This is a genomic window from Cryobacterium sp. Y57 (assembly GCF_002929505.1).
Taxonomy (GTDB): Bacteria; Actinomycetota; Actinomycetes; order Actinomycetales; family Microbacteriaceae; genus Cryobacterium.
The window spans coordinates 112,286-137,658 of record NZ_PJJL01000066.1; the positions used below are offsets into that span (position 1 = coordinate 112,286).

The 25,373-nt window shown below is 65.5% G+C and carries 25 protein-coding genes and 1 pseudogene; 12 read left to right on the forward strand and 14 right to left on the reverse strand.

Annotated elements, in window-relative coordinates:
• Window positions 1-162: 162 nt before the first annotated feature.
• Window positions 163-588, reverse strand: coding sequence for a hypothetical protein (locus tag CXY72_RS09425; RefSeq protein WP_104127439.1), 426 nt, complete (start codon window positions 586-588; stop codon window positions 163-165).
• A 195-nt stretch (window positions 589-783) separates the two neighbouring features.
• On the opposite strand from CXY72_RS09425, the gene CXY72_RS09430 reads away from it, so the two are divergent.
• On the forward strand, window positions 784-1,521 hold the full coding sequence (locus CXY72_RS09430; RefSeq protein WP_146071120.1) for a nuclease-related domain-containing protein: 738 nt from the start codon (window positions 784-786) through the stop codon (window positions 1,519-1,521).
• A 149-nt stretch (window positions 1,522-1,670) separates the two neighbouring features.
• Here the strand turns inward: CXY72_RS09430 and CXY72_RS09435 are convergent, their stop codons facing one another.
• Entirely contained in the window at window positions 1,671-2,645 is a 975-nt protein-coding gene (locus CXY72_RS09435) for a DUF1524 domain-containing protein (RefSeq protein ID WP_233197735.1), read from the reverse strand.
• Between the two features lie 160 nt (window positions 2,646-2,805).
• Here CXY72_RS09435 and CXY72_RS09440 point away from each other — a divergent pair, with 160 nt between their 5' ends.
• The gene (locus tag CXY72_RS09440) at window positions 2,806-3,537 is read left to right on the forward strand and encodes a hypothetical protein (protein ID WP_104127441.1); all 732 of its coding nucleotides are present in this window, start codon (window positions 2,806-2,808) and stop codon (window positions 3,535-3,537) included.
• Here CXY72_RS09440 and CXY72_RS09445 read toward each other — a convergent pair.
• Window positions 3,534-3,749 (reverse strand): hypothetical protein, encoded by a 216-nt coding sequence (locus tag CXY72_RS09445; protein ID WP_146071121.1) that lies wholly within the window; start codon window positions 3,747-3,749, stop codon window positions 3,534-3,536. The two genes, CXY72_RS09440 and CXY72_RS09445, sit on opposite strands and share 4 nt — an antisense overlap.
• Before the next feature lie 324 nt (window positions 3,750-4,073).
• Here CXY72_RS09445 and CXY72_RS09450 point away from each other — a divergent pair, with 324 nt between their 5' ends.
• On the forward strand, window positions 4,074-4,886 hold the full coding sequence (locus CXY72_RS09450) for a nuclease-related domain-containing protein (RefSeq protein WP_158252527.1): 813 nt from the start codon (window positions 4,074-4,076) through the stop codon (window positions 4,884-4,886).
• A gap of 9 nt (window positions 4,887-4,895) precedes the next feature.
• Here CXY72_RS09450 and CXY72_RS09455 read toward each other — a convergent pair whose 3' ends face one another.
• The 3 genes from CXY72_RS09455 to CXY72_RS20085 form a co-directional block, all read right to left on the reverse strand.
• The gene (locus CXY72_RS09455; RefSeq protein ID WP_104127444.1) at window positions 4,896-5,558 is read right to left on the reverse strand and encodes a hypothetical protein; all 663 of its coding nucleotides are present in this window, start codon (window positions 5,556-5,558) and stop codon (window positions 4,896-4,898) included.
• Window positions 5,559-5,702: 144 nt separating this feature from the next.
• On the reverse strand, window positions 5,703-6,167 hold the full coding sequence (locus CXY72_RS20080; RefSeq protein WP_255409277.1) for an L-lactate permease: 465 nt from the start codon (window positions 6,165-6,167) through the stop codon (window positions 5,703-5,705).
• Between the two features lie 6 nt (window positions 6,168-6,173).
• On the reverse strand, window positions 6,174-6,443 hold the full coding sequence (locus CXY72_RS20085; protein WP_233197737.1) for a hypothetical protein: 270 nt from the start codon (window positions 6,441-6,443) through the stop codon (window positions 6,174-6,176).
• Between the two features lie 163 nt (window positions 6,444-6,606).
• On the opposite strand from CXY72_RS20085, the gene CXY72_RS09465 reads away from it, so the two are divergent.
• The gene (locus CXY72_RS09465; RefSeq protein WP_104127445.1) at window positions 6,607-8,400 is read left to right on the forward strand and encodes an L-lactate permease; all 1,794 of its coding nucleotides are present in this window, start codon (window positions 6,607-6,609) and stop codon (window positions 8,398-8,400) included.
• A 154-nt stretch (window positions 8,401-8,554) separates the two neighbouring features.
• Here CXY72_RS09465 and CXY72_RS09470 read toward each other — a convergent pair.
• The 4 genes and pseudogenes from CXY72_RS09470 to CXY72_RS09485 form a co-directional block, all read right to left on the reverse strand.
• Window positions 8,555-11,489 (reverse strand): annotated as a pseudogene (locus CXY72_RS09470) (FAD-binding and (Fe-S)-binding domain-containing protein).
• A gap of 50 nt (window positions 11,490-11,539) precedes the next feature.
• Window positions 11,540-13,318, reverse strand: coding sequence for a glyoxylate carboligase (gene gcl, locus CXY72_RS09475; protein WP_104127446.1), 1,779 nt, complete (start codon window positions 13,316-13,318; stop codon window positions 11,540-11,542).
• Between the two features lie 16 nt (window positions 13,319-13,334).
• Window positions 13,335-14,234 (reverse strand): 2-hydroxy-3-oxopropionate reductase, encoded by a 900-nt coding sequence (locus tag CXY72_RS09480; RefSeq protein ID WP_104127447.1) that lies wholly within the window; start codon window positions 14,232-14,234, stop codon window positions 13,335-13,337.
• Between the two features lie 16 nt (window positions 14,235-14,250).
• Window positions 14,251-15,066 carry a hydroxypyruvate isomerase family protein gene (locus CXY72_RS09485; protein ID WP_104127448.1) on the reverse strand — a complete coding sequence of 272 codons (816 nt, stop codon included), beginning with the start codon at window positions 15,064-15,066 and terminating at the stop codon, window positions 14,251-14,253.
• A 192-nt stretch (window positions 15,067-15,258) separates the two neighbouring features.
• Here CXY72_RS09485 and CXY72_RS09490 point away from each other — a divergent pair, with 192 nt between their 5' ends.
• The gene (locus CXY72_RS09490) at window positions 15,259-16,020 is read left to right on the forward strand and encodes an IclR family transcriptional regulator (protein ID WP_104127449.1); all 762 of its coding nucleotides are present in this window, start codon (window positions 15,259-15,261) and stop codon (window positions 16,018-16,020) included.
• A 195-nt stretch (window positions 16,021-16,215) separates the two neighbouring features.
• Here the strand turns inward: CXY72_RS09490 and CXY72_RS09495 are convergent, their stop codons facing one another.
• On the reverse strand, window positions 16,216-16,869 hold the full coding sequence (locus CXY72_RS09495) for a hypothetical protein (protein WP_104127450.1): 654 nt from the start codon (window positions 16,867-16,869) through the stop codon (window positions 16,216-16,218).
• Window positions 16,870-16,931: 62 nt separating this feature from the next.
• On the opposite strand from CXY72_RS09495, the gene CXY72_RS19530 reads away from it, so the two are divergent.
• A complete protein-coding gene (locus tag CXY72_RS19530; RefSeq protein WP_158252528.1) occupies window positions 16,932-17,099 on the forward strand; it encodes a hypothetical protein in 168 nt (55 codons plus the stop codon).
• 70 nt (window positions 17,100-17,169) lie between these two features.
• Here the strand turns inward: CXY72_RS19530 and CXY72_RS09500 are convergent, their stop codons facing one another.
• Entirely contained in the window at window positions 17,170-18,147 is a 978-nt protein-coding gene (locus tag CXY72_RS09500) for an NAD(P)H-quinone oxidoreductase (RefSeq protein ID WP_104127451.1), read from the reverse strand.
• Window positions 18,148-18,385: 238 nt separating this feature from the next.
• Here CXY72_RS09500 and CXY72_RS09505 point away from each other — a divergent pair, with 238 nt between their 5' ends.
• The 6 genes from CXY72_RS09505 to CXY72_RS09525 all read left to right on the forward strand — a co-directional run bounded on the left by CXY72_RS09505 (window position 18,386) and on the right by CXY72_RS09525 (window position 24,183).
• Complete coding sequence (locus tag CXY72_RS09505; RefSeq protein ID WP_104127452.1) at window positions 18,386-19,411, forward strand: 2-keto-3-deoxygluconate permease; 1,026 nt, start codon at window positions 18,386-18,388, stop codon at window positions 19,409-19,411.
• 39 nt (window positions 19,412-19,450) lie between these two features.
• Window positions 19,451-20,827, forward strand: coding sequence for a four-carbon acid sugar kinase family protein (locus CXY72_RS09510; RefSeq protein WP_104127453.1), 1,377 nt, complete (start codon window positions 19,451-19,453; stop codon window positions 20,825-20,827).
• On the forward strand, window positions 20,824-21,849 hold the full coding sequence (gene pdxA, locus CXY72_RS09515) for a 4-hydroxythreonine-4-phosphate dehydrogenase PdxA (RefSeq protein ID WP_104127454.1): 1,026 nt from the start codon (window positions 20,824-20,826) through the stop codon (window positions 21,847-21,849). Before CXY72_RS09510 ends, pdxA begins: the two co-directional genes overlap by 4 nt.
• Window positions 21,850-21,932: 83 nt before the next feature.
• Window positions 21,933-22,808 carry a GntR family transcriptional regulator gene (locus CXY72_RS09520; protein ID WP_104127455.1) on the forward strand — a complete coding sequence of 292 codons (876 nt, stop codon included), beginning with the start codon at window positions 21,933-21,935 and terminating at the stop codon, window positions 22,806-22,808.
• A 68-nt stretch (window positions 22,809-22,876) separates the two neighbouring features.
• Window positions 22,877-22,999, forward strand: coding sequence for a hypothetical protein (locus CXY72_RS20355; RefSeq protein WP_255409275.1), 123 nt, complete (start codon window positions 22,877-22,879; stop codon window positions 22,997-22,999).
• 41 nt (window positions 23,000-23,040) lie between these two features.
• Window positions 23,041-24,183 carry an MFS transporter gene (locus CXY72_RS09525; RefSeq protein ID WP_158252529.1) on the forward strand — a complete coding sequence of 381 codons (1,143 nt, stop codon included), beginning with the start codon at window positions 23,041-23,043 and terminating at the stop codon, window positions 24,181-24,183.
• A 117-nt stretch (window positions 24,184-24,300) separates the two neighbouring features.
• Here the strand turns inward: CXY72_RS09525 and CXY72_RS09530 are convergent, their stop codons facing one another.
• Window positions 24,301-24,795, reverse strand: coding sequence for a DNA alkylation repair protein (locus CXY72_RS09530; protein ID WP_104127457.1), 495 nt, complete (start codon window positions 24,793-24,795; stop codon window positions 24,301-24,303).
• Entirely contained in the window at window positions 24,792-25,316 is a 525-nt protein-coding gene (locus tag CXY72_RS19805) for a hypothetical protein (protein ID WP_199184001.1), read from the reverse strand. Before CXY72_RS19805 ends, CXY72_RS09530 begins: the two co-directional genes overlap by 4 nt.
• Window positions 25,317-25,373 lie beyond the last annotated feature (57 nt).

A 25,373-nucleotide genomic window follows, 5' to 3' on the forward strand; every position in this document is an offset into this window, starting at 1 on the left:
CCCCCAGAAGCCGGAGACCGAACGGCCGTGCCCAAGTTGCTTGGTTCAGCATAAGCGAAGGAATGTACGCCCCTTCTACGTCGGCGTAAGCCTCAGCCAATTCACGGGTAGATCATGCAAGCGCCGACACCCTGCCACCGTAGGCGGCCGGTCAGAGGCGATTCAACGCATCCGTTGCGGCGAACTGTTCGAGCAGGCCCGCACCTGAATAGACACCTCGGTGCGTCCTGATCGTACGTCCGGGGTGCGTAGGGCCGGAAGTTCGCTCGGCGTCGGAAAATTCGTGTAGGCGTCGCGCATGAATTGGTCGAGGCGCTCACCCACCCGGGGATCTTCGGTCCACGTCCGCGGAAGTCGCGCCGGCTGGCTGAGCGGATCAAAACCGAGCAGGGCTACCCGAGTGACGATTGCCACTGTTGCGTTTGCGTCGTCCAGGGGCAGTGGGCGAGCCATGCGCACACCGGCGAAGACCACTCCGGTGCCGGGCAGCAGCCAGGCGATGGGAAGGATCGCCTGCATGCTGACTTCACCGCCGGTGACCAGTACAAAGAAGTAGGCGAAGATCCAGACCACCGGGGACAGCAGCATGAGAGCGACACCGCCTCGACGAATGGATCGCGAGCGCTGTGATCGAGACGCGGTCGTGCCCAACTGCCCCCCCGTACTGGGGTGTACGACGCTCTCTGAACGTGTAGGTCGGGCACCTGATGCGCGCACCGCCCGATCGGGGGCTGCTCCAACTGGGTGCCGGGCGGATATATTCAAACACCGAACAGGAGAACCGTGACAATCGATGCGCCCATAATGCGACTGCGGTGCCCCGCGCAGTCGATCATAGAAGTGCTCCTGCTGGAGCAACGGCTGGTTGCCCCCCGTCGGGCGTTGGAGCGCCTGGTCGGTCGGTCGCCACTCGGCGCCGACAGCGTGCGCTGCCTCGATGCCGCCCGGGCGGAAATCGCCGTGGGGCTCGCGCTGGCCGAGCTGCCTCGGGACTGGATCGTCTTCCATTCCCTGCCGGTGGGCGACAGTGGCGCCGACGTCGACCACCTTGTGATCGGACCTGGCGGCGTATTCGCCCTCCATTCTGACCGTCAGGCGCGCAAATCTGTACTGGTTGCCGGACGCAGTGTGCTCGTCGGCGCCCGCAAGATTCCGTATATAAGGGAGGCTGAATTCGAGGCGGTCAGCCTCACTGCCCTGCTTTCCCAGCGGATGCCGAGCACAGCGTCGGTACGGGGTGTCGTCGTACTCGTCGATACCAAACGTGTGACCGTGCAGACGCAGCCGTCGCGGGTGAAAATCATCAAGGTCACCGACCTGTGTACCTGGTTGCAGGGGCTTCCTTCTGTGCTGCCCCCCCCCTCGACCGGTTGGAAATTACCCGATTCGTCGAGAACCCCGCGCTCTGGCAGGCGCTCACAGCACTGCAGCCGGCTGAAACTCTGCAGCGCTTTAGCGAGCTCGAGGCAGAAGTGGCCCGTGCGAGACACACCCGCCTGCGATGGATGGCGCTTGGAATAGTTCTCAGCACACTCGGCGCCCTCCACGTGCTGCTGCTGCTTCCGCAGATTGCCAGCGCGCGGTAGCCGCACCGGAACCGCAGTGTCAAGCCCTGCAGAAGTGGCGCGACACTATGCGGGTACACGGTGCACAGCGGCTTCTACGCGGGACTATTCGCAGCCGGCGCCGTCACCGTCGCGATCGAGATGGCCGCCGTAGCCGGGGTCACCCACGTGCACCGGCGCCGCGCCGGACTCGCGGGCCGCGGTGCAGTTAGGAAAATAGACGTCGTTCGGCGTCTCGACGAACGGTGCCGCTCCGGGCCCGACGACGGCGTCCGTCTTCGGGGTCGTCGTCGTCGCGAGTTCGTTGGGGCAGTTGGACAGGATGCGTCTCATCGCATCGTGTTCGGCCGCGGTCACCCACAGCGCATAGGTCGCTTTGACCGAAACCTGCCGCGCTACGTAGGCACAACGGAAGTTTTTCAGCGGTGGCAACCAGGTGGCCGTGTCGCCGTCACCCTTGCGTGCATTGGTCACGCCGTCAACGGCGAGCAGATTGAGTGGATCATTGGCGAGCGCCACCCGCTGCTCCGGCGACAGCTGCTGCGCTCCGGTCTGCCAGGCATTGGACAGTGCCACGAGGTGGTCGATCTGCACGAGCGACGAGGTTGCCCGCCCGCGCACGAAGGCGATGGTCAGACCGGTGTACGGTCCGATCAGGGTGCCGCTCTGCACCTCGCAGCCGTCGTCAACCACGAGGACGCTCAGGTCGCGGGCCAGTACGTCGTTGCGGGTGTCGCATCCGTTCTGGTCCACGTCCTGCCAAGCCGATCCGAAGCTTTCCTCGCGGTCGTAGCCGGTCTGGGGCGCGCGTCCCCTCACCGGCAGGGTCTCCAGCACAAGAAGGGCCGCAGTGTTGGTCGTGGCCGTCGCTTTGGTGGTCGAATCGGGCGTCAGTTCGGGCGTCAGCTCGGGTGTCAGTGGGGGATCAGCTGTCGCTGTTGGCATCGCGCTGTTTGTCGGCACGGCCAGGTTCGACGAAACGGATGACCCCGCCACCGCGGTTCCCACCAGGATCGCCCCGAGCACACCCACGACCAACCCCATCACCAGAAATGTTCGGGTCGAGCGTCGAACGGTCATGATGCTCCTTTTGGCCGCACGGCACGACTCTCCGAATATACGTGCTGCGGCGTGGCAGCCTCGCAACACGGCAGCATTCGTTTCGTGAAACGTCCCCCATTCTGGGGGTCTTGCGGCAGGAGTGGCACTGGCAGGATAAAAGACCCGGCGAGGAGCACTGATGATTCACATACTCTCCACGTGGCGGCGTCGGTCGACGCCCCCGGAATCACTCGAATCGAATCGCATCGCAACGCCTCGATCACTGGTCGGGCCGGCCTGGCTGCCCGGCTATGCGCCCCGCCCGGCGGTCACGTCGATCGACCTGGCGTTGGCCCGAGCTCGCAGTGAATCGGCCATCGACACGCTGCTCGCAACACTGCCCGAAAATTGGGCCGCATTCACGTTGCCCAGGTTCGGCGATGATGGCGCGGGCGTGATGCGCCTGCTGGTGGGCCCCGGCGGGGTCCTTGCCCTGCATGCACGACTGTACGACGGCCAGATCGCCTGGGTGCACCGACAGGCTGTGCTTGTTGTCGGGCAGTGCTCGCCGGATTTCACGGTGGCCACAGCTGGCGCGAACCGCCTCACGCTGCTCCTGCGCGGTCGGGTGCCGCTGCGTACCGCGGTGCAGCCGGCACTCGTTCTGCTGGGCACCCGCGCGCTATGGACCACCGGCCGTTCGGGGTCGGTCGAGTCGGGTTCGGTCAAGGCGGGGGCGGCCAAAATAGCCCCTGGCAGGACACCATCGGTGCCGGTGCTCGGTGCCGCCGTGCTCGGTGACTGGCTGGTCGCACGCCCACAGGTGCTCCGCCCGATCGAACGAATGGAACTCGCCGCCGTGATCGACAACCCGCTGACCTGGGGTATTCGTCCGAGAATCCTGCCCCAGCCCGGTAGCGTGGGGGTTTAGCGCGAGCGCTTCCCTGGGCCGTGGCCCTTGGCCGACAGCAGTCGGGCGCGCACCGAGAACGCGCCACCGATGACGAGCGAAACCACGGCGGCCGGTAGGACCACGTCGACGAACTGGTTGCCCGAGAGCAGGTTGGCCAGCAGCAGAAGCACGGCCAGGCCGCTGAAGGCGAGTCCCGCGATCGCGCAAACGTTGAAAGTCAGGTGTTTCACGAGTGAATCCAATCGCTGGGGTGGTTTCAGGCTAGCCGACGTTGCCCTACTTAATGGGGGAGGCCCCGGCAGGGGTCGCCACCTTATATTGACAGCGGATGCTTTGCGCAAGCCTCGGGGGTCGCCTCGGAGCGTGAATGAGCATTACTTACGATTTGCTAACCAAAGCTGTGACGCAGCCGATTGTTAGGACGGAATCGCAGGTGTCGGTGGCACCCTCATACGATCGAACTCGTAGTAAGGCAAGTGAACGTGGCTATGACAACTCTTGGTACTGGAAGGCAGGCTCATGATCACGAGCCGGCAGTTTCTGTGGCGCGCAACATGTCCCCGGTGTCCATCGCGCCCGGCCGGTTTGCCGGTCAATCCGTTGTCGAGGAACTGCTGCGCCAGCACGAAGACCGGCCGCCGCAGTCCTGGCTGGCACGCACCCTGGGTGTCGCGCCGCTCGATGCGAATGGACTGGGCTGGCTCCGCGCTGCGCAGGCCGAGATGATTGTCGGCGACATTCTCACACGGCTGCCTGATGGCTACACCGTCTATCATTCCCTGCCCATTCGCAGTACGGCGTTCTGGGTCGACCACCTCGTCGTCGGTCCGGGAGGAGTCTTTTCGATCAACGCGAAAACTCACTGGGACCGCGACCTGACCGGGTCGCCGCGCTCCATTCCAATCGGCGACCACGCCATGCCGTACCTGCGTGACGCTCGGTTTGAATCGGCCCAGATCACCGCGTTGCTGGCGGCGGTGATGCCGGCAGCGAGCGTTGTTGAACCCATGATCGTGCTGGTCAACCCGCACAAGATTTTGCTCGACCGCAAACCCAATGCCGTCACGGTCATTGATTCGCCTCGACTGCGCCGGTGGCTCGTGGCGCGCCCGCGAACGTTCACCCCGGAGCAGCAGGCCGCGGTCACCGCGCTCATCGACGACCCCGCGACCTGGCGAACAGCTCCCCAGCCGATTGCGCCAGCGCACCTGCACGCCCGGTTCACCGCGCTCGAACAGCAGGTCGCGGCCGCCCGAACGCGGCGCACCACGTTCACGGTACTCGCTGCAGCGGCGGCCGCGACCCTGCTTGCCGCCCTGACATCGCCCCTCATCGTCGCGGCCGTGGAGTACCTCACCGTACGCTGAGCCAATAGGTCAGGCGAGGCGCTCGAGAACCGTGCCCTCGCGCATCCGCTCGACGCGTACAACGTGGTCGCGCAGGTCGCGCACCCCGCGCACGATGGCGAGTTCGGCGATGTCCTGTCCCTTGGTCACCGCGTGAGAACGGGCGGGGTGCCGGTAGTCTTCGATCGATTCGAAGGTGCCCCGCCCGCGTAGCTCCTTGCTGTGCCGCTGCGCGAAGCCGGAGTTGATGGCACTCAGTTCGATCTCGTCTTCGTGGGTAGCGACCAGGCTCCTGGTGTTCACGGTGATCACCGTGTGGGCATCGTCGCGATAGGAGCGGGCATTCAGCAGGTCGCGCAGCAGCCGTGGCTGCAGGTGAAAGAAAACGCGGTCGTTCAGCGCCGAGTACCATTCGGCCAGTGTCATATCTTGGAGGGCGTCTTCCAGCGACTGCTCATGGATGGCCTTCTGATGACGGATGACCGCGGTGCCGAATTGGGCATGCTCCAGCACGCGCGACTCGCCTCGGCGCTTGCCCAGAATGGCAGCCTGAGGGGCGCCCTGCTTGACGCCCCATCGGGTGACGAGCGCGGCTGGGCTGAGCAGCCCGTGCCGCTCGATGGCCGGCCAGCTTCCATCGGCGGCCACGTGGTAGAGCTCGGGGTACAGCCGAATCAGATCGCGAGACAACACATTTCGAGCGTACTCGCCGCCGGAACGGCCCCGAGCCAGCCCGAAAGTTCACCGTCGGCGCATTCGGCGCATTCGGCGCATTCGGCGCAGGCAGTCGGGGCAGTCGGGCCAGCCGGGGCAGGTCGAGCGTCGTGAGCGCCGTTGTCAGGGGACCATCCAACCGAGCACGGGGGTTGATTGCAGCCAGATCAGGAGGGTCATCAGCACGAGGAGGAGCGCGCTTTCCGCTCCGGCGAGTCCGACAGCAGCTGCGGCCACTGCAAGATTTTGCAGCGAGAGCATCTTGCCCAGCACGCCGGCTGAGGAATTCGCAGCAGCCATCAAGACCGGCGAGAGGCCAGCCGAGTTGGCGGCCGAGACCTGCAGCTGCCCGAACAGGGAGTTGGACGAAGTGTCGGATCCCGTCAACGCCACACCGATCCACCCGAGCAGCGGGGAGAGCAGGGCGAAGAAACCGCCGGTGGAGGCGAGGGCGACGCCCAGCGTGCTAGCCTGGCCGGACAAATTCATCACGAATGACAGGGCGAGTACGGCGGTGACGGTGACGATGGTCCGGCGCAGCTGCATCAGGGTTTCCCGGTAGATCCGCAGTCCCTGGCGGGGCGTGATCTTGTATTAAGCCATCAGGACCGCACCGGAGATCAGCACGGATGTGCCCGCTGCCTTGAGATGGTCCAGTTTGAAGAGCTGAGCGACAACGGGATTGCCAGCCGGGTCGATCACATTCAGCCCCGGCCACCGGAACGTCACGCTGCCGAAAGCGGTCAGCCAGGCCTTGACTATCGGCACTTGGGCAATCGAGAAGATCACGATGATGATCAGGTAGCGGGCGATAGCCGTCCAGACCTGGCGCGCGGCAGGCCGCGTGTCTGGTGCACCGAACATCGTGATGCGCTGGCTCTAGACCGTGGGTGCGGCCTTGTCAGTCATCCCCTGAGCCTAAAGACGGCACATCCGTTGACCCTGAATGAAGCGACGCTCTAGGATGACATCCACGAAACAATATTAAAATTTCACCATACGAAAATTGGTCAGAGAGGACCTAATCGTGGACAATCTCGCTGTGCTGAGCCTTCTGGCGCTGGCACCAATTCTGGTGGTGGGCATTTTGCTCGCCGGATTTCGATGGCCCGCCAAGTACGCCATGCCAGTGGGCTACATCGCGACCGTGATCGTAGCCCTCGTGGTGTGGAAGATGGACTCTCGCGGAGTCATCGCCGCTTCGCTCGAGGGAGTGATCATCGCGGCAACCCTGCTGTACATCGTGTTCGGTGCCCTCCTGCTGCTGTCGACGCTGACGGTCGGAGGGGCGATGTCCAGGATCCGTGCCGGGTTCAACAACATCTCACCCGACCGGCGCATCCAGGCCGTCATCATCGGGTGGCTGTTCGGAAGTTTCATCGAAGGCGCTTCGGGCTTCGGTACTCCCGCCGCGGTCGTCGCGCCGCTGCTGCTGGCGATGGGCTTCCCGGCGATGGCCGCCGTTATGGTGGGCCTCATCATCCAGAGCACGCCGGTGAGCTTCGGTGCGGTCGGCACCCCCATCATTGTGGGCGTCGGCGGCGGACTCGGCGGCGATCCCGCGGTGGCCGAACGCCTCTCCGTACTTGGTGTCACGATGCCTGAGTTCGTGGCCTCGATTGGATTCCAGGTGGCGTTGATCCACGCGATCGTGGGACTGCTCATTCCGCTGATTCTCGTCTGCATGCTCACGGGCTTCTTCGGCCCCGAGCGCCGTTTCCGTGACGGGCTCGCGATCTGGCCGTTCGCGCTATACGCCTCGGTCGCCATGACCATCCCCTCGGTTCTCGTGGCCCGTTTCCTCGGCCCGGAATTCCCCTCGCTTTTCGGCGGCCTCTTCGGACTCATCCTGGTGATGTTCACCTCAAGCAAGGGCTTCTTGATGCCGAAGAAGACCTTCGACTTCGGTCCGCGCGCCACGTGGAGCCCGCGCTGGATGGGCACTATGGAGCCGGCGGCGGCACCCGCCGCATCCGCTCGCCCCATAAGTATCGTGAGTGCCTGGGCGCCCTACGTGCTGATGGCTGTGCTCCTCGTGGGCAGCCGAATACTCGTCCCGGCCAAGGAATTTCTCACCGGCATCACCATCCCCTTCAACAACATTCTGGGCACCGACATCTCCACCGCCGTGCAGCCGTTCTACTCGCCAGCCTTCCTGCTCATTCTGGCGTCACTGTCCGCCTATGCACTTCACCGCATGAACGGCAGACAGATTCGCGAGACCTGGGCTGTCTCCGGCAAGCAACTCGCTGGAACCGCCGTGGCCCTGCTGTTCGCCGTGCCGCTCGTGCGCGTGCTGATCCAATCTGGGCCGGACCTCAACGCGTCCGGTCTCTCGAGCATGCCTGTGACTCTTGCCGAAGGTGCCGCGGCCGTCTCGGGCAGTTCCTGGCCGTTCATCGCCCCGTTCATCGGAGCGCTCGGAGCGTTCGTCGCCGGTTCCAATACCGTGTCGAATCTCACGTTCTCCCAGTTCCAGTTCTCCACCGGTAACGCCATCGGAGTGAACCCCGAGCAGGTAGTGGTCGCACAGGCTGTAGGAGGCGCCGGCGGAAATCCGATCGCCATCCACAACATCGTGGCAGCCTCGGCGACGGTGGGACTGCTCGGCCGAGAGGGAGACCTGCTGCGCAAGACGATCCTGGTCACGCTGTACTACTGCATAGCAGCCGGCTCGATCTCGTTCATTTTCATCTACGGCCTCGGCTTCAACCTCGGCTCAATCATGCTCGTGCTGCTCATGACGACGCTCGGGCTGATCGTGCGCTGGATGTTGCGCCAGAAGGCAGCCGTGCTGGCCCCCGAACCAACACACGTTTAGTACCGCCACCCGAAGAGCGGGCGGCAGCGGAGGCATCCGTTGTCGCCTGCTGTGTTGTTCCGGGCACGCACAAAAAACCGGAGAATGTGAGACACACGAAGCGGGTTGGTTCACCGCGGTATGTCTCACAAACCCCGGTTTCAGGGACGTGGGCCTACGGCCGGGTGACCTCTTCCAGGATCTCGAGGACGTGACGATACGGTTTGCCGGTGGCACGCGTCATTCCGAGTTCGCAGGTGCGGTTGCAGGAGGCGTGGGCGGTGGCGCCCATGGCGACGACGTCCGCGGCCTGAGCGCGGGTTGCGGATGCGGTGAGTTCAGGATGGAGCATTCCTCGGTCGCCGGCGAACGCGCAACACCCCCAATTCTCCGGGATCTCAACACGTTCGGCGATGGCGTCGGCGATGGTGTCGAGGGCCGGGTTGATGCCCAGTCGGGTCGAGGAGCAGGTGGGGTGCAGCGCCAGAGACTCGATTTTTTGATACCCCGGCAGGCTCGGCAGGATGTGGATGGCTGCGAACTCCACCGCGTCGATGACGGTCAGGGGCCGCGCACTGGTATCACCCTCGATGATGTGGCGAAGGCCCTCGGTGCAGGAGGAGGCATCACAGATGACGGGCAGGGCGCCCTCGCCGGTGGCGGCGCGCAGTACGGCAAGGGTTTTGTGGCTCATGGTGGCGAGCCCGTCAGCCATGCCCTTGGACGACCATGGTGTGCCGCAGCACAGCGCGTCGATTCCGGCCGGAACGAGGAGGGTGATGCCGGCACGTTCGCACAACTGCTCGAAGCCGACCTGTACGCCGCGAGTTCCGGTGGTGGCCGGACCGAACATTGTTTGCACGCAAGCGGGAAAATAGACGGCCTGCGGCGCATCCGTTGGCCGGGTACGCTGCCGGGTGGTTTCCGACGATGGATTACGCATGTCTGGTTTCGCTTTCTTCGACGGTGATGGACGGGCGCGCTTGGGGCGCAGTCGTCACCGCCCGATGTTTGCGGCTGGTGCCGCCACCGGGCAGTTCGGGGGAATAGAGGGGCACGGCGTCGGTGCCGAGCACGGCGCGGGCCAGCTTGTTGGGCGCGAGGATGACGCCGACGGGTACCGTGCGAACCACATTCAGGGCCACGCCGGCAACCCGGGTCACGGCGCCCCAGTTCTTCGCGGCAACATTCCAGATTGCCTTCTCGACCGGGTTGGCGTCATCTCGGCGCAGGCGTTTCATGAGGTCGCCGGTGTTGATCGTTACCGGGCAGGCTGTCTGGCACATGCCGTCGGCGGCGCAGGTCTGCACGGCGTCGTACTCGTAGTCCTTCTCCAGCTCGGCCACCAGGGCGAGGTCGCCATCAAGCCGGGCCTGTTCGATTGCACGCAGCGACACGATGCGCTGCCGGGGGGTGAGCGTCACGTTTCGGCTCGGGCATACCGGTTCGCACCAGCCACACTCGGTGCAGCGGTCTACTTCACTTGCCACGGCAGGGATGGCCTTGAGATCTTTGAGGTGTGCGTTCGGGTCGTCATTGATGAGCACGCCCGGGTTGAGCAGGCCGGCCGGGTCGAACAACACCTTGATGCGCCGCATGACGTCATAGAGATCGTCGCCGTATTGGCGTTGCACGTAGGGTGCCATGACGCGCCCGGTGCCGTGCTCGGCTTTGAGTGAACCACCCTCGCCGAGTACGAGGTCGACGAGGTCTTCGGTGAACCGGCTGAACCGTTCCAGCCCGGTCGGGCTGCCAAAATCGTCGGTGAGCATGAAGTGCACGTTGCCGTCCTTGGCATGACCGAAAATCATCGAGTTCTCATACTCGTAGGTGGCGAAGAGTCGCATCAGCTTCATGCAGGTGCGGGCGAGCGCTGGCACGGGAACCACGATGTCTTCGAGCAGGGCGCTCGTGCCCTGCGGCCGGGTGCCGCCCACGGCGGGGATGATCCCCTTGCGCAGGTACCACAGTTGGCCGCGAATGCCCGCATCGGTCGTGAAATCGGCCGGCAGGGTGAGATTCAGCGTGTTGACGGTCTGCATGCCGGTCTGGAGCAGCTGCGCCAGTTTCTCGGCCGACTCGGCGTGGTATTCCACGAGGAGGGCGGCGTGCTCCTGAACAACGAGGTCGAGCACGATGGCCGGGGCGCCGGGCATCTGCTGCCCCACAGTCAGCGATAACGCATCCATCAGTTCCAGGGTGGCCGCGCCGGTCGCCACAAGGGCGGGCAGCGCGGCTGTGGCGGCCTCGAGCCCGGGAAAGACGAGCAGCGCCGTCGTCACATGCGGCAGTTTGGGCACGGTACGAAAAACCGTCTCGGCCACGAAGCCCAGCGTGCCCTCGCTGCCCACAATCAGGTGCGCGAGTATGTCCACCGGCCGGTCGAAGTCCAGAAGAGAGTTCACGCCATAACCCATGGTGTTCTTCATCGAGAACTGCTGCCGAATGATGGCGACGGAGGCCGGATTGTTCCGGGTGCGCTGTGCCAGTTCGAGCAGGCCGTTATATAAAACCGGCTCCCGCCGGAAGAGCTGATCGTCGGCATCCGCTGCACCGGTGTCGACGACGGTGCCGCTCGGCAGCACCACGACGACCGATTCGAGGGTCTGGTAGGTGTTATCGACGGTGCCACACGCCATTCCGGAGGAATTGTTTGCCACGACGCCGCCGATGGTAGCGGCGGACTCGCTGGCCGGGTCGGGCCCGAACTTGCGGCCGTACTTGGCCAGCCGGGTGTTCACGGCCCGTACGGTGGCGCCCGGCTGCACCCGCACCCGGAGGCCCCCGTCGAGCACCTCGATGTTTTTGAAGTTGCGACGCACATCGACCAGTACCCCGTCGGTGATGGCCTGCCCGCTCAGGCTGGTGCCTCCCGACCGGAACGTGAGGTGTACGCCCTGCGCGGCAGCAACGCGTAGGAGCGCGCCGACCTCCGCAGCGTCCGTGGCTACCACGACTGCCTGCGGGATCAGCAGGAAGTGCGAGGCATCGTGGGCATTGGCGTAGAGGTCGATGGCCCGGGTTTTCACCCGGGCCGGATCGGTCACGGCCGCGCGGAGGGCTCCGAAGACGGTACTGCCGGTCTGGGCACTAACGGTTGTTGTACTCACAAGAACTCCTTTGTTCGTGAATTGCACGTGCACTAAGTCAATGGGGCGAGTCAGGCCATAAAGGAAAGCGCGGTGGGTACATCGGCCGCTGTCTCAGCCAGGGCTTCGAACTCGATCACGGCGTCGATCTCAGCGGCGGCCATGGAGATATTCGTGACCCGCTCGAGGATGACCTCGACGACCACGGGTACCCGGAACTCGGCCATCCAGTCCCGAGCCTGGGAGAACGCTGCCTGCAGATCATCGGCTTCGCGCACCCGGATGGCCTTGCAGCCGAGGCCCTCGGCCACCTTGACGTGGTCGACGCCGTACCCCTCGAGCTCGGGCGAATTGATGTTCTCGAAGGCGAGCGACACCTGATAATCCATGTCGAACCGGCGCTGCGCCTGCCGGATCAGGCCGAGATAGGAGTTGTTGACGACGACATGGATGTACGGGATGTGAAATTGGGCCCCGACGGCCAGTTCTTCGATCATGAACTGAAAGTCGTAGTCGCCGCTGAGCCCGACGACCGTTTTCGTCGGATCGGCCACGGCCACGCCGAGGGCGGCGGGCAGCGTCCAACCGAGGGGACCGGCCTGGCCGCAATTGATCCAGTGCCGCGGGTGGAACACGTTGAGAAACTGTGCCCCGGCAATCTGAGAGAGACCGATCGTGGTCACATATCGGGTCTCGGTGCCGAACGCCCGATTCATCTCCTCATACACGCGCTGCGGCTTCATCGGTAGGTTGTCGAAGTGGGTCTTGCGCTGCATCGTGTTCTTGCGGTGAACGCAGCTCTCGACCCAGCTCTCCCAATCGGGCAATCCGCCTTCGGCCTGGGAGTGCCGTGCGAGGTCAACCAGACCGCGAAGAGCCGCCCCGGCATCGGAGACGATGCCGAAGTCGGGCGAGAAGATGCGCCCGATCTGGGTGGGCTCGATGTCGATATGAATGAACGTACGACCCTTCGTGTACGTGTCGAGGCCTCCAGTGTGCCGGTTCGCCCAGCGGTTACCGATGCCGAGAACGAAATCCGATTCGAGCATGGTCGCATTGCCGTAGCGGTGTGAGGTCATCAGTCCCACCATGCCGGCCGCGAGCCGGTGGTCGTCGGGAATGCTGCCCCAGCCCATCAGCGTGGGAATCACCGGAATATTCAACACCTCGGCGAGCTGTACCAGCTGCTCCGAGGCATCCGCGTTGATCACGCCGCCGCCGGCGATGATCACCGGGCGCTTGGCCTGCAGCAGCATCGCCAGTGCCTTCTTCAACTGGGCAACCGATGCCGCGGGCTTAGCCACCGCCAGTGGCTCATAGGTGTCGATGTCGAACTCGATTTCCGTAAGCTGCACATCGATGGGCAAGTCGATCAGCACCGGGCCAGGGCGGCCGGAGCGCATCAGGTAGAACGCCTTCTGGAAGACGCCGGGAACCTGCCCGGCCTCGAGCACGGTGACGGCCATTTTGGTGACGGGGGCCGCAATAGAGGCGATGTCGACGCCCTGGAAGTCTTCCTTGTGCAGCTTGCTCACCGGAGCCTGACCGGTGATGCAGAGGATGGCCGTGGAATCGGCCCACGCGGAGTAGAGCCCGGTCATCATGTCGGTGCCAGCCGGTCCGGAGGTGCCGATGCACACGCCGATGTTGCCGGCTTTGGTGCGGGTGAATCCCTCGGCCATGTGTGAAGCGCCCTCGACGTGGCGGGCCAGGATGTGGTCGATGCCGCCATGGGCGCGCATGGCGGAGTAGAACGGGTTGATGGCGGCGCCCGGAACGCCGAAGGTTTGGGTGGCTCCCTCTTTCTCGAGGATGGCGACGGCAACGTCGACTGCACGCATTTTAGACATGTGGTTCTCCTTGGAGCTAAATAGTTGGTGTGTCGATGTGTGAGCGGCCGGACATCTGCTCGACCAGCAACAGCAGTGCCGAGTGATCGAGCGAACCGTGGCCTTCGGCGCGCAGGGCGCCCATCAGCTGGGCCACCACCGCACCTAGCGGAATGGCGACGCCGGCGGCGCGGGCGGCGGCGGTGACGATGCCGAGGTCCTTGTGGTGCAGGTCGACCCGGAAACCCGGTTCGAAGCGGCGTTCCAGCATCGAGGCGGCCTTGCGGTCCAGGATGCGATTGCCGGCCAGCCCACCGGCTAGAACCGTGACGGCGGCCTGGGTGTCAACCGAGTGTGCCTCCAGAAAAACGAGCGCCTCGGCGACGAGCTGGATGGTACCGGCGACGATGAGCTGGTTGGCGGCCTTCACCGTCTGGCCGCACCCGGCCGGACCGACGTGTACGACGGTGCTGCCCATCGCGTCGAGCACGCCGCGAATGGCCTCGACGTCGGCGGCATCCCCGCCGACCATGATCGACAGGGTGCCCTCGATCGCACCGGCCTCACCGCCGGAGACGGGGGCGTCGACGGCTTTGAGGCCGGCCTCCTGTGCGGCGGTGGCGAGGCGAACGGTGACGTCGGGACGGATGGTGCTGGTGTCAATCCAGGTGGCGTCGGCGGGGGTGTTGGCGAAGACGCCGTCCGGGCCGCCGACGACGTCCTCAACATCGGGCGAGTCGGGCAGCATCGTGATCACCACATCGGCTTCCCGCACGGCTTCGATGATGTTGGCCGCGCCGCGGCCGCCCGCGGCCACCAATTGATCGATCCGGGCCGGACTGCGGTTGAAGCCGATGACGTTATGGCCGGCCTTGACGAGATTGATCGCCATGGGAAGGCCCATGATTCCCAGGCCGATGACGGCAACATTGGTCATTTTCGTTGTCCTTTACTCACTGATGGTGGATGCTTGTGGCCGGTTGGACAGCGTCGAGCCAGGCAAACGGATTCGCTGCGGCCGTCTTGTACTCCAGCCCGATGACGCCCTGGTAGCCGAGCCCCTGACTGTGTGCGAGCCACTCCTGAATGGGCAACGTGCCCGTTCCTGGTTCGCCGCGGCCCGGTGCATCGGCAATCTGGATATGGCCGAATTCGTGGGCGTGCTCGATGATCACAGCGTCGACGTCGTCGCCGTTGACGGCCAGGTGGTAGAAGTCGGCGAGCAATTTGATGTTCGTGTCGCCGGTCTCGGCGCGTACCCGGTCGATGACGGCCAGCACGTCGGCCGCCGTTCGTAGGGGATACCTCGGTGCACCGCTCACCGGCTCCAGCAGCACGGTGCCACCGATCGGGGCGACGGATCGCGCGGCGAGGGAGAGGTTTTCGACAGCGAGCTCGTCTTGTTCCTCGGCGGTGACGCCGTCGATGCGGTTTCCGTAGAGGGCATTGAAGGACGTGCAGCCGAGGCGCCCGCCGATACCGGCCGCGACCGCCAGGTTGTCGCGGAACTCGTGGGAACGGGCGGGCCAGGAGACCAGGCCCCGGTCTCCGGCCGGCATGTCCCCGGCCGCGAAATTCAAACCGGTCAGCCGAACATCGGCATCCGTGATCGCGTTTTCAAAGTCGGCAATGTCCGATTCGGTGGGAACCGCAGCGGCAAAGGGCCACCAGAACTCGACCGCGTCGAAGCCGGCGGCCTTGGCGGCGGCTGGGCGCTGGAGCAACGGCAGCTCGGTCAGCAGGATGGAGCAGTTTACGGTGTACGGCATGGGCGTCCTTGCTCGAGTCGATAAATCAGCGACTATGTTCCAGATGATTTCGTATCGTGGAAGTTAGTTTCTGTTATACGAAAAGAATAGGGTCGGTGCGGCCCCGCGTCAACTGCTGTGTACTCTGAAGGACCCGGCGACGATTTTCGCAGTGCAGAAATCTGTTGTCACACACGGTCTGGAGGATGGCAGATGGCGGAACGCGGCGCTGGTAGCGGTGTGCAGTCCGTAGAACGGGTTTTCGAACTCCTGGAGCTGATCACGGCTGCCGGTGGCGAGGTGATGCTGAGTGAGCTCGCGGCCTCTACCGACCTGCCGCTGCCCACCATCCATCGGCTGCTGCGCACGCTGATGGCCAAGGGATACATTCGCCAGCTCGCCAATCGGCGGTATGTCCTGGGCCCCGGACTCATTCGCCTCGGAACGGCAGCAAGCCAGCAGCTGGGCGTCCTGGCCGGCCTGCAACTTCGGTCGCTGGTCGATCAGCTCGGGGAGACGGCGAACATGGCCGTTCTCGATGCCGATATGGCGCTGTACATCGCCCAGGCGCCGTCCAAACACTCCATGCGCATGTTCACGGAGGTCGGCCGACGCGCGCACACCCACGCCACCGGGGTCGGCAAGGCGATTCTGGCGCAACTGGGCGATGAGGCCGTGCGCGCCATTATGACCCGGACAGGTATGCCGAGGCCCACGACCATGAGCATCGGAACGGTGGATGATCTGCTGGTGGACCTGGCTCGGATCCGGGAACGCGGCTACTCCATCGACGATGGCGAGCAGGAACTCGGTGTGCGCTGCTTCGCGATGGGGGTTCCGAATGCGCCGACGCCCACCGCCATCAGCGTGTCCGGACCGGTGTCGCGGGTCGATGATGCGTTTGCGCAGCGTGCCATTCCCGCGCTGCGCGCCGCTGCGGACTCCATTTCTTTGGACCTGAACCCGGCAGCCTAAGTGGCTTCGGGTGCGGTGCCGCACCAAATCTCCGCTCGAATGCGCCCATGCCTGTTGTTCTAGCCGCCGAACGCTGCCGACGGTGCGCCGATGGTGGTGGTCACGGCAACGAAGGTGGGGCGACCGGTGCGCTCGGCGGCGAGCCGCAGCATCTGGCTGGGCACGAGAGCGAATGCTCCTGCCTGCAGGTCAGCGTCAGTCCGGCAGTACCGTGACCGTTACGAGCAACTGGGGCTCGGATTGCTGGGGCCAGACACCGGTGACGGTGGCGGTATCCTTCCGGCGTGGCGCCGTTGATGTGCCGTCGATTACCCTCACGACGGTTACGCGCAGGGCGCCGGCCGTTGCGATCGTGGTGCCCGCCGTCGACGTGGTCTCGATCGTCGCAGAAAGTTCCGGAACTGGTGTTTCAAGGGTGCCGTTGCCGCGGACGGCGGTGCTCGACGCGACCGGAATACGGTCACCGTCGAGCTGCTCGAATTGGTCAGCCTCGTGCCCGCCATTCAGGGCTACGGTCGCAACCGTCGCCAGATAGATCGGGTCGCCGGTGGCGTCATAGATCCAGCGGTCGCCGAGCACGGAGTGCGTCATGGTGCCGATGAGCCAGTTCTCGCCGCCATCGTGCGGTGCGCCGCGGTAGGTCAGTGGAATCTGCAGAAGTGGCCCGGTGCCAAATCGCAGCAGGAGCGTTTCGACGCCGACCTCGCCGTCGGGGTCGTCGAAGCGAAACGATGCGACTCGCTCGACGGTGGCCGCCGCGTCGCCGACGAACCACGTCTGCGTCGGTGCCCACGCGGCGATGAGCTCAGACTTGGAGGGCCGCAGAACGGCGTCGTAAAGGAGTGCCATAGCTTCGATCGTAGGTGTTGCGCGGCATCCGTCTCAGAAACATCAATATCTCTTGACATCTCTTGATAGCAATTGAAACGTCAGCGACACGATCGGCCAACTCGTGGCCCTGCGCGCAGTCGCCGCACGCGATCGACGCCGACCTCAAGGCAACCGCCGCCGCAGCCAAAGCCGAGGCTAAAGCTGCACGTGCGGCCGCGGCGGCCGAGTTGGCCGACAAGCCGGCGTAGTCGTCGAGGCTGGCCAGAGAGAGGTTGCGCCCAGCGGTGCGGCCTCTCTTCGGGCGCTGCAGAGTCGAGGTCAGGGTATCAGCACGATCTTGCCCACGTGAGCGGATGCTTCCAGCCGGCGGTGCGCATCCGCTGCATTCGCGAATGAGAATCGATCGTCGATCACCGGTCGAAACTCGCCCGAGGCGATCCACGGCCAGACCGCCGACTCGAGCGACCGCATGATGGCGACCTTTTCGGCGTGCGACCGCGCGCGCAGGGTGGTACCCCAGTAGCGGGCACGCTTTTGCATGAGGCGAAACGGATCGAACGTGGCCGGTTCACCGCTCTGGTTGCCGAGCACCATGATGCGCCCGTTTACCGCGACCGCCTCGATGTTGCGTGCCGCATAGGAGCCACCCATGATGTCGAGGATCACGTCGGCGCCCCGCCCGTCGGTCGCGGCGGTGATCTCGGCGACGAAGTCCTGCTCCCGATAGTTGATCAGGACGTCGGCCCCGAGGCTCGCACACACGGCGAGTTTCTCGGCTGACCCGGCCGTCACGGCCACGCGCGCATCCAGGAGCCGGGCGAGTTGAATGGCGGTCGTGCCGATTCCGCTTCCACCGCCGTGCACGAGCAACGTTTCCCCGGGCTGGAGCTTAGCGTCCAGGAACACGTTCGACCACACCGTGGCCAGGGCTTCGGGCAGGGCTGCAGCGTCGATGAGGTCCATCGACAGTGGCACCAGCAACGCCAGGTCTTCGTGCACCACAGCTTCGGTGGCGTAACCGCCGCCGGCGAGCAGCGCGCAGACGCGATCACCGATGCCGAACCGAGTCACATCGTCGCCCACCTCGGTCACCACGCCAGACACCTCCAGCCCCGGCCACTGGGGTGCGCCGGCGGGCGAGGGGTAGTGGCCCTGCCGTTGCATGATGTCCGCTCGGTTCACGCCCGCCGCAGCGACCTCCACTCGAATCTCGTGGGCCCCGACTTCCAGGTCGGGCAGGGTCGAGAGGGTGAGGGCATCCGGCCCGCCGGGGGAGCTTACGATGATTGCGCGCATATGCGCAGCCTACGCGCAGGGTGAGACAGGGCTGCCGGGGGCCGCCGCACGGGCGACTCCCGTGTGCCCGCAGTCATCGACGCCAACATCGGTTCCTTTTCGCAGGGGATCCGGGCGTCCTCACTCACCGCATCGAACGTCGATTGCTTGACATTGCAACTCCGCCGGATAGAGTAGGTACATTGTGTACGGACACATTGTTCACGGGCATCGCCGCCCCTATCTAAGGAGATTCGCCATGGTAGCCGAATCCAAAATCGTCAGCCGAGTGCCTTTGTTTGACGGCATGAACCGCATTCCCGGTGGGCTGATGCTCATTCCGCTTATTCTCGGCTCGGTTGTCGGCACGTTCTTTCCCGGCTTCCTCACCCTGGGAAACTTCACCACCGCGCTGTTCCAAGCCAGCGCGCTTCCCCTGATCGGCCTGCTGATCTTTGCAACCGGCATGCAAATCACCCTGAAGACGTCCGGTCCGGTTCTTGCCACCTCCGGAGTCCTGCTGCTGTGCAAATCCATTCTCCCGGCCACCATCGTCGTGCTCCTCGCCCAGATCGTGGGCCTCGACGGAATATTGGGTGTCTCGATTCTCGCCCTACTCGTCACCATGGACAACAGCAACGGCGGCCTCTGGCTCGCCTTCACCGGGCGCTACGGTGACGCCCGCGACCGCGGCGCGTACATGGCATCGGCCATCAACGACGGGCCATTTTTCTCGATGCTCTTCCTCGGCGTCGCCGGCCTCGCCAACATCCCCTTCCAGCTGCTTCTGGCGGCCGTTATTCCGCTGTTGATCGGCATTCTGGTGGGCAACCTCGACCAGAAGTGGACCGAGATCATGCGCCCGATTCCGAACATGATCATCCCGTTCTTCGCCTTCGCGCTGGGTACCGGCATCAACCTGCAGAACGTGCTGGCCGGCGGGCTCTCCGGCATCGTCGCCACCCTGTTCACCGGCGCACTCGCCTACCTCGGCTACCGCTTCATTCTGCGCCGCGGCAATAAGTCCGGCATCGGCATCGCTTCGGCCACCACGGCCGGTAACGCGATCGCCACTCCGGCCATCATCGCCCTGGCCGACCCCACTTTTGCGCCCTACGTCGAGGTCGCCACAGCCCAGGTCGCGTCCGCAGTACTCGTCACTGCGGTGTTTGCGCCCCTGCTGGCCTCCTGGGTACTGAAACGAGCGGGTGGCCTGGTCCCCAACGAGCCGGAGACCGAGTCGTCCGGCGACACGGTGTCGATACGCACGATCGAGCACTCGTGACCGGCCACCGCGGCATCCGTCCCGATCACACCCGACGCCATGACTGAACCGCGCCCGAACGCCGTGGCGCACCCGGCCCCACCGGCAAGCCCGACGAACGCCGACCATATTGCCGTGGGTATCGTGGCCGATGATCTCACCGGTGGCGGTGATTCCGCGGTGCAATTTGCCCGCGACGGATGGCGCACCCGGCTCGTGCTGACCGCGCTCGACAGCGGGCTCGCGAGCCACGGTACGGTTCTCGCAGTGGTGTCCGATGCCCGTGCCCAGCCCGCCCCGCTCGCCCGGCTGAGCACGGCGGAGGCCGTGGTAGCGCTCGGGAATGCGGGTGTCAATCGGCTGCTGCTCAAAATTGACTCGACGATGCGCGGATCGGCCCACGGCCAAATTCTGGGCGCGCTCGACTCCTGGCAGAAGCTTCATACCGCCGCCTTCGCTGTGGTGTGCCCGGCCTATCCGGCTATGAGTCGAACCGTGCAGAACGGTCGGGTCCTGGTCAACGGCCAGGGCGTTGAGACCACGGCCGCGGGTACCGACCCGGTGACGCCGGTGACGACGAATCTGCTTTCGGAGTTGGTGCCGGGAAGCGTGCACGTCGCCCTCGGCAACGGGACCGCTTCGGATCACGCCAGGCAACTGCGCGTAGCGGCCCAGAACCCGACCCGCGTGGTCACGGTCGATGCGGCGACGGATGCGGACATCCTGACACTGGCCGAAGCGGTGGCCCTGCTCGGACCGGAGGCCATTCCCGTTGGGAGCGCCGGGCTTGCCGTTGCGCTCTCGCGAGTCTGGTGCCGTGACCTCGCCGTCCCCGAAGCGCCGACGCCGGTGCGGGCTGCGCGTGTCGTTGTCGTGCTCAGTTCACTGCACGATATCTCCCGGTCGCAGTACGACCATCTGGTCGGAGTCACCCCGCCGCAACACCTGCGCACATTCGCGCCGAGCCTCAACGTGTTTCTCGAACCGGGTGCGATCGGCCGCTGGATTGCCGGTGAACTGGCTGCAAACCCGCACCTTCCCGCGGTCGTGATCGTGGCGACCCCGTTGGAGCGGCCTGATGCAGCCACTGCCCCGACGGCATCCGAAACGGCAACCGTGATCATCGCCGACGGGCTCGCGACCATGACCGCAGCGCTGTTCGCACACCGTTCCGTGGGCGCCTTGGTGCTGATGGGCGGCGAGGGCGCGCGTGCCGTGCTCGATCGTTTCGAGGCCGGCGCCATCGTGGTGACAAACGCGATCCGCGAGGGAATCCCGGTGGGCCTGATCGACGGCGGCCTGGCCGATGGCCTCACGGTTGTTACGAAGGCCGGCGGCTTCGGTGCCACCTCGTCGATTGCCGACATTCTTCCCCAACTCCTGGCTGACCACGTGCTCAGCCCCACAGCAACCCCGAACACTGGAGTACACCTATGACGCTTCCCATCCTTGCGCTCACCATTGGAGATGTGGCCGGAATCGGTCCCGAGATCACGGCCAAGACGCTCCTCGGCCACGAAGACGTTCGCACCCGCTGCGTTCCCGTCGTGATCGGCGATGAGGCGGCGATGCGCCGTGGCGTGCTCGACGTGGGCGGCGACCCGGCGGCCATTCGCGTGATCAAAAGTGTCGCCGACGCCCGTAACGAGCCCGGAACGATTGAGCTGTTGCAGACCGGTCCCTCGCTCGAGCACGTGGAGCAGGGTGTACTCAGCGCGGCAGCCGGCGATGCCGCCTACCGTTTTGTGGTGGAAGCCTGCCGGCTCGCCCGCGCCGGCGAGGTACAGGGAATCGTCACCGCGCCGCTGAACAAGGCCGCGATGCATGCCGGGGGGCACAACTGGCCCGGCCACACCGAGTTGCTCGCCCATGAGTTCGGGGTGAAAAATTTCTCCCTCGTGCTGTCGGCCGGGGACCTGTACTTCTTTCACCTCACCACCCACGTGTCGATGCGGCAGGCGATCGAGAACATCACGGTCGAGCGCACCCTGACGGTATTGGAACTGGCTGGAGCCTTCGCCAAGTCCATGGGCAAGCCCGATGAGGTGATCGGGCTCGCCGGGTTGAACCCGCATGCCGGTGAAAATCGCCTCTTCGGAAATGAAGATGCGGACATTTTGGCCCCGGCCGTGGCCGAGGCCCGGGCTCGTGGACTCAACGTCGTAGGCCCCCTGCCCGGCGACGCCCTGATACCGGCAGCCGTGCGCGGAAAGTACAACCTGGCCGTGGTCTGCTACCACGACCAGGGGCATGCTCCCTTCAAGGCCGTCTACGGTGACGATGGAGTGAACATCACGGTCGGGCTGCCGGTCGTGCGCGTCTCGGTCGACCACGGCACCGCGTTCGATATCGCCGGTCAGGGAATCGCCCGCGAGGCCAGCCTCGTGTTGTCGCTGGAGCGCGCCGCCGCACTCGCACCTGGGTGGGACCACGTGTGGCGGGCCGCGCAGAACGCCTAAGCGCCATGACCGGGCGAGCGGATGCCGCGGCAGCGCCGGTCGCCCGGCCCGGACGATGCCGTCCACCGGCCTACGATGGAACGATGTGGCTAGATAAGGTGCCCGCCAGCGCGGTCGATTCGGCAAACGGCGCCCCGCTGCACAGCCAGGTGGGGGCGATCATCCGTTCCCACATCGTGGACGGCGTGCTGCCGCCCGGGTCGCAGTTGCCCACCGAGGCCGAGTTGCAAAATCGATTCGGGGTGTCCCGTTCGGTCGTGCGTCAGGCGTTGGCCGCGCTCAGCGCCGACGGCCTTGTGCAACGCGGTCGCGGGCGCGGCAGCGTGGTCTCGCCGCGCGGAGAGCACCATCGTCTCGTGCAGCGCATGTCGGGACTGTCCACTCAGATCTCGGCCGAGGGCGCTGACGTCTTCACGGCCGTGCTGGCATTAGCGCCCGAGCAGAATGCTGTCGCGTCGGCGGCGCTGGGCGCGGCTGAAGTCGTGGGTATCCGTCGCCTGAGATCTGCGGGCACCGGGCCCCTGGCGGTCATTCACACCTGGCTTCCCTCGTCGATCGGTGCTGGCCTCACGGTGGCCGAGCTGACGGATGCCTCGCTACACACCGTTCTGCGTTCCCGCCTGGGCGTATCGATCGTCTCCGGGCGCCGTCAGGTGCGCGCCGTATCGGCAACGACGGCACTGGCACGGCTGTTGGAGATCGCCGTGGGGGAGCCGGTGCTGCTGCTTGAAGGTACAAGCCTGGACGAAAAAGGCGTGCCCATCGAAGTGTTCTCCACCTGGCACCGCGCCGACCGGGTTGTTTTCGACCTCGACGTGGTCGGCGCAGACGTGTCAGCATTGGCCCCCGCTCCAGCAGACGCCGGGGAACGCCCCACCCGCGCTCAGCTGGCGGGCATGGCCGCAGCTCTGGCACGTCAGCTGCATGACCTGTCGGTAGAAATGGCTCGAAGCGACTGACCAGCGGTGATGTCTGTGGGCCTCGGACCCACCCGCTTACGGCCGTGATTGACATGAAAGGCACCAACTTGAGCACCATGACACACCGTCCCGCCGCCCTGGTCGAGTGGATGAGGAGGGTCGAGCGCCATCGCGGCGACCGGCTCACGGCTGCGTGCCGGGCCCGTCCGCTGGCTCTCGTGCAGATCTGATGCGCCGGCGCCAGTCAGGCACTCGCGCGGTGGTTCTCGCAATGGGCGCCACCATCACGGGCGGGCTTCCGGTGTTTTTGCTCGGCGCCCTGTTCGTGCGGATCCAGCTCGATATTCCGGCGCCGCAGTGGGTGCTCGGCGCGGCCGTGGCCAGTTACTGGGCCGCCGCCGCGATGATGTCAGTGCTCGCCGGGCGCGTAGTGTCCTGGTTGGGAATTCGTTCCACAACGTTGTTCGGGGTGGCAGTCGGCGCGCTGAGCTTGATTGGATCGGCTTTTCTGGTGCCGTCCTGGGCCTGGCTGCTGGTGTGGGCCGCGGTTGGCGGTGTGTGCAACGGCATCAGCCATCCCGCCGCGAATCAGCTGATCAACCTGCGGGTGCGGCGCGGAATGCTCGCGACCGCGTTCGGCATCAAGCAGTCGGCGATTCCGTTTGCCGCGTTCCTGGCCGGGCTGGCGGTGCCGGCACTCGCGCTCACCTTGGGCTGGCACTGGGGGTTCGGCCTCGCCGGCCTGTTCGCGCTCGCCGTCGGGGGCCTGTTCTGGTGGTCTGTGCCACGGGGGGAGCTCGCGCGTCCCCGGCTCGGCGGTTCGCACGTGCCGCTGACCCCGCCGCTGATGAAATACCTGCTGCTGATGGCCAGCGTCACCACGCTCTCGGCGGCTGCCACCGGCGCCGTGACTGCGTATGCGGTGATCACGGGCATCGAGCGGGGGCTGCCGTTGGCCGGGGCAGGCATTCTGTTGAGCGTCGCCGGGCTGCTCAGCGTCGTCGTGCGCGTTGTCGTCGGCCGAATCGCCGACCAGGCCAACAGCGCGTTCGCGCTCGCCACCGTGGCCGCCATGATGTTCATCGGCGGTGCCGGAGTATTGCTCATGGCGGTGGACACCCAGTGGACGTTCGTGGCGGGCATGCTGCTGGCCCTCGGGATCGGCTGGGGCTGGCCAGGGCTCACGCACTTCGTGGTGTCGCGGGTGGCGGGTCCGGCCACCCCGAGCGCGACCGGCGTCGTGCAGATCGGCACCTATGTCGGCAGCGGCGGCGGCCCGCTCGCCTTCGGTCTGCTCTACGCGGCCCTGCCGCAGACTACGTTGTGGATCATCGTCGGCGCGGTACAGATCGTCGCAGGGTACATCGCGTTCGTGCTCGCCCGAAAGACGCCGCCCGCTGTGCCCGTCAGCTAGGGGCGATTCGCAGCCTCAGTAAAACCCCTGGCATCATTCAGGCCCTGCCGTTCCCCGACTTTCGTATGGATCTCGGCACACCTCACCCCGATGAGGAGTTCTCCTTGGTGTTGGCAGTCACGCGCGAGCGATTTTCGCGTTGAGAGCGTGGGCCGCGCGGCGCAGCCACGGGTCACCGTCGCCGGCCCACCGCGCCAGGGACGCATCCGCTCGGGCACCATTCGCGCCGGTCAGCGCCTGTACCAGTGGCAGCACCACGGTGAAGGTGAGCGGATCCGCGAGCTCTGGCAGCCTCGCTCCGCGCAGAAACCCCTCAATGCGGGTGAGGTCGGTGTTGTCGAGCCGGGTCACGTTCGATTGCAGCAGCACGATCGCGGCGAGGCGGCGCTCGAACACCGGCACGTTCCAGAGCTCGGAACTCAGCGCGGTCACCTCGTCGTGGCCCATATTCTTATGCCGGCGGGCCAGGTCGCGGATGGTTCCCCGCACGGCGCCCACCGATGCGCCGTAGAACTCGATCTCGTTCCCGTACCGGGCCTCTGCCTCAGCAGCCCGCTCCCAGGTTGCTTCGTACTGCAGCGTGCGGTCCACGAAGTCTCCGGCATCGCTCATCCATCTATTCTGCCTCGATTGATGTCTCGGGTGGCAGCCGCGCGCGCGGCGCTAATGATCAGCACGATCAAGGCGAGCAGGGCGGCGGCACTGACCACGTACAGCACGACACCCCACGGGGCGTGATCCCCGCCCGAAATCATGAACGTGTCGGCGATCGACATGCCGGGACCGAAAGCCACAAAGATGTGCCCGGGAGCCGCGAACACGAGCAGAACGAGATAGGCCGCGGCGACCGGCAGGACCGCACTCGTGTGTCGCACGATCGTCACCACGAGAACCACGGCGGCGAGCACCATTCCTATCGCCGCCCAGATGACGACGCCGTTCGCGTTAAGCGGTTCATTCGCGAGGGTCATATTCGTACGAATTTGCCCGAGCGTCGCGCCCGGCACCGCCGCCAGTGGATTCCACACCAGTATCTGCAGGACCCCGGCGACCGCGTAGGCCGCAACGACGGTGAAGCCCACGGCCGCCGATAGGACGGCGCGGCGCGGTTGTCGTGTGTCGGTTTTGCTCATCTTGCCAGCGTACCGACCGACCCGCTTACTTCGAAGCGGATCCCGGTCAGCGGCTCG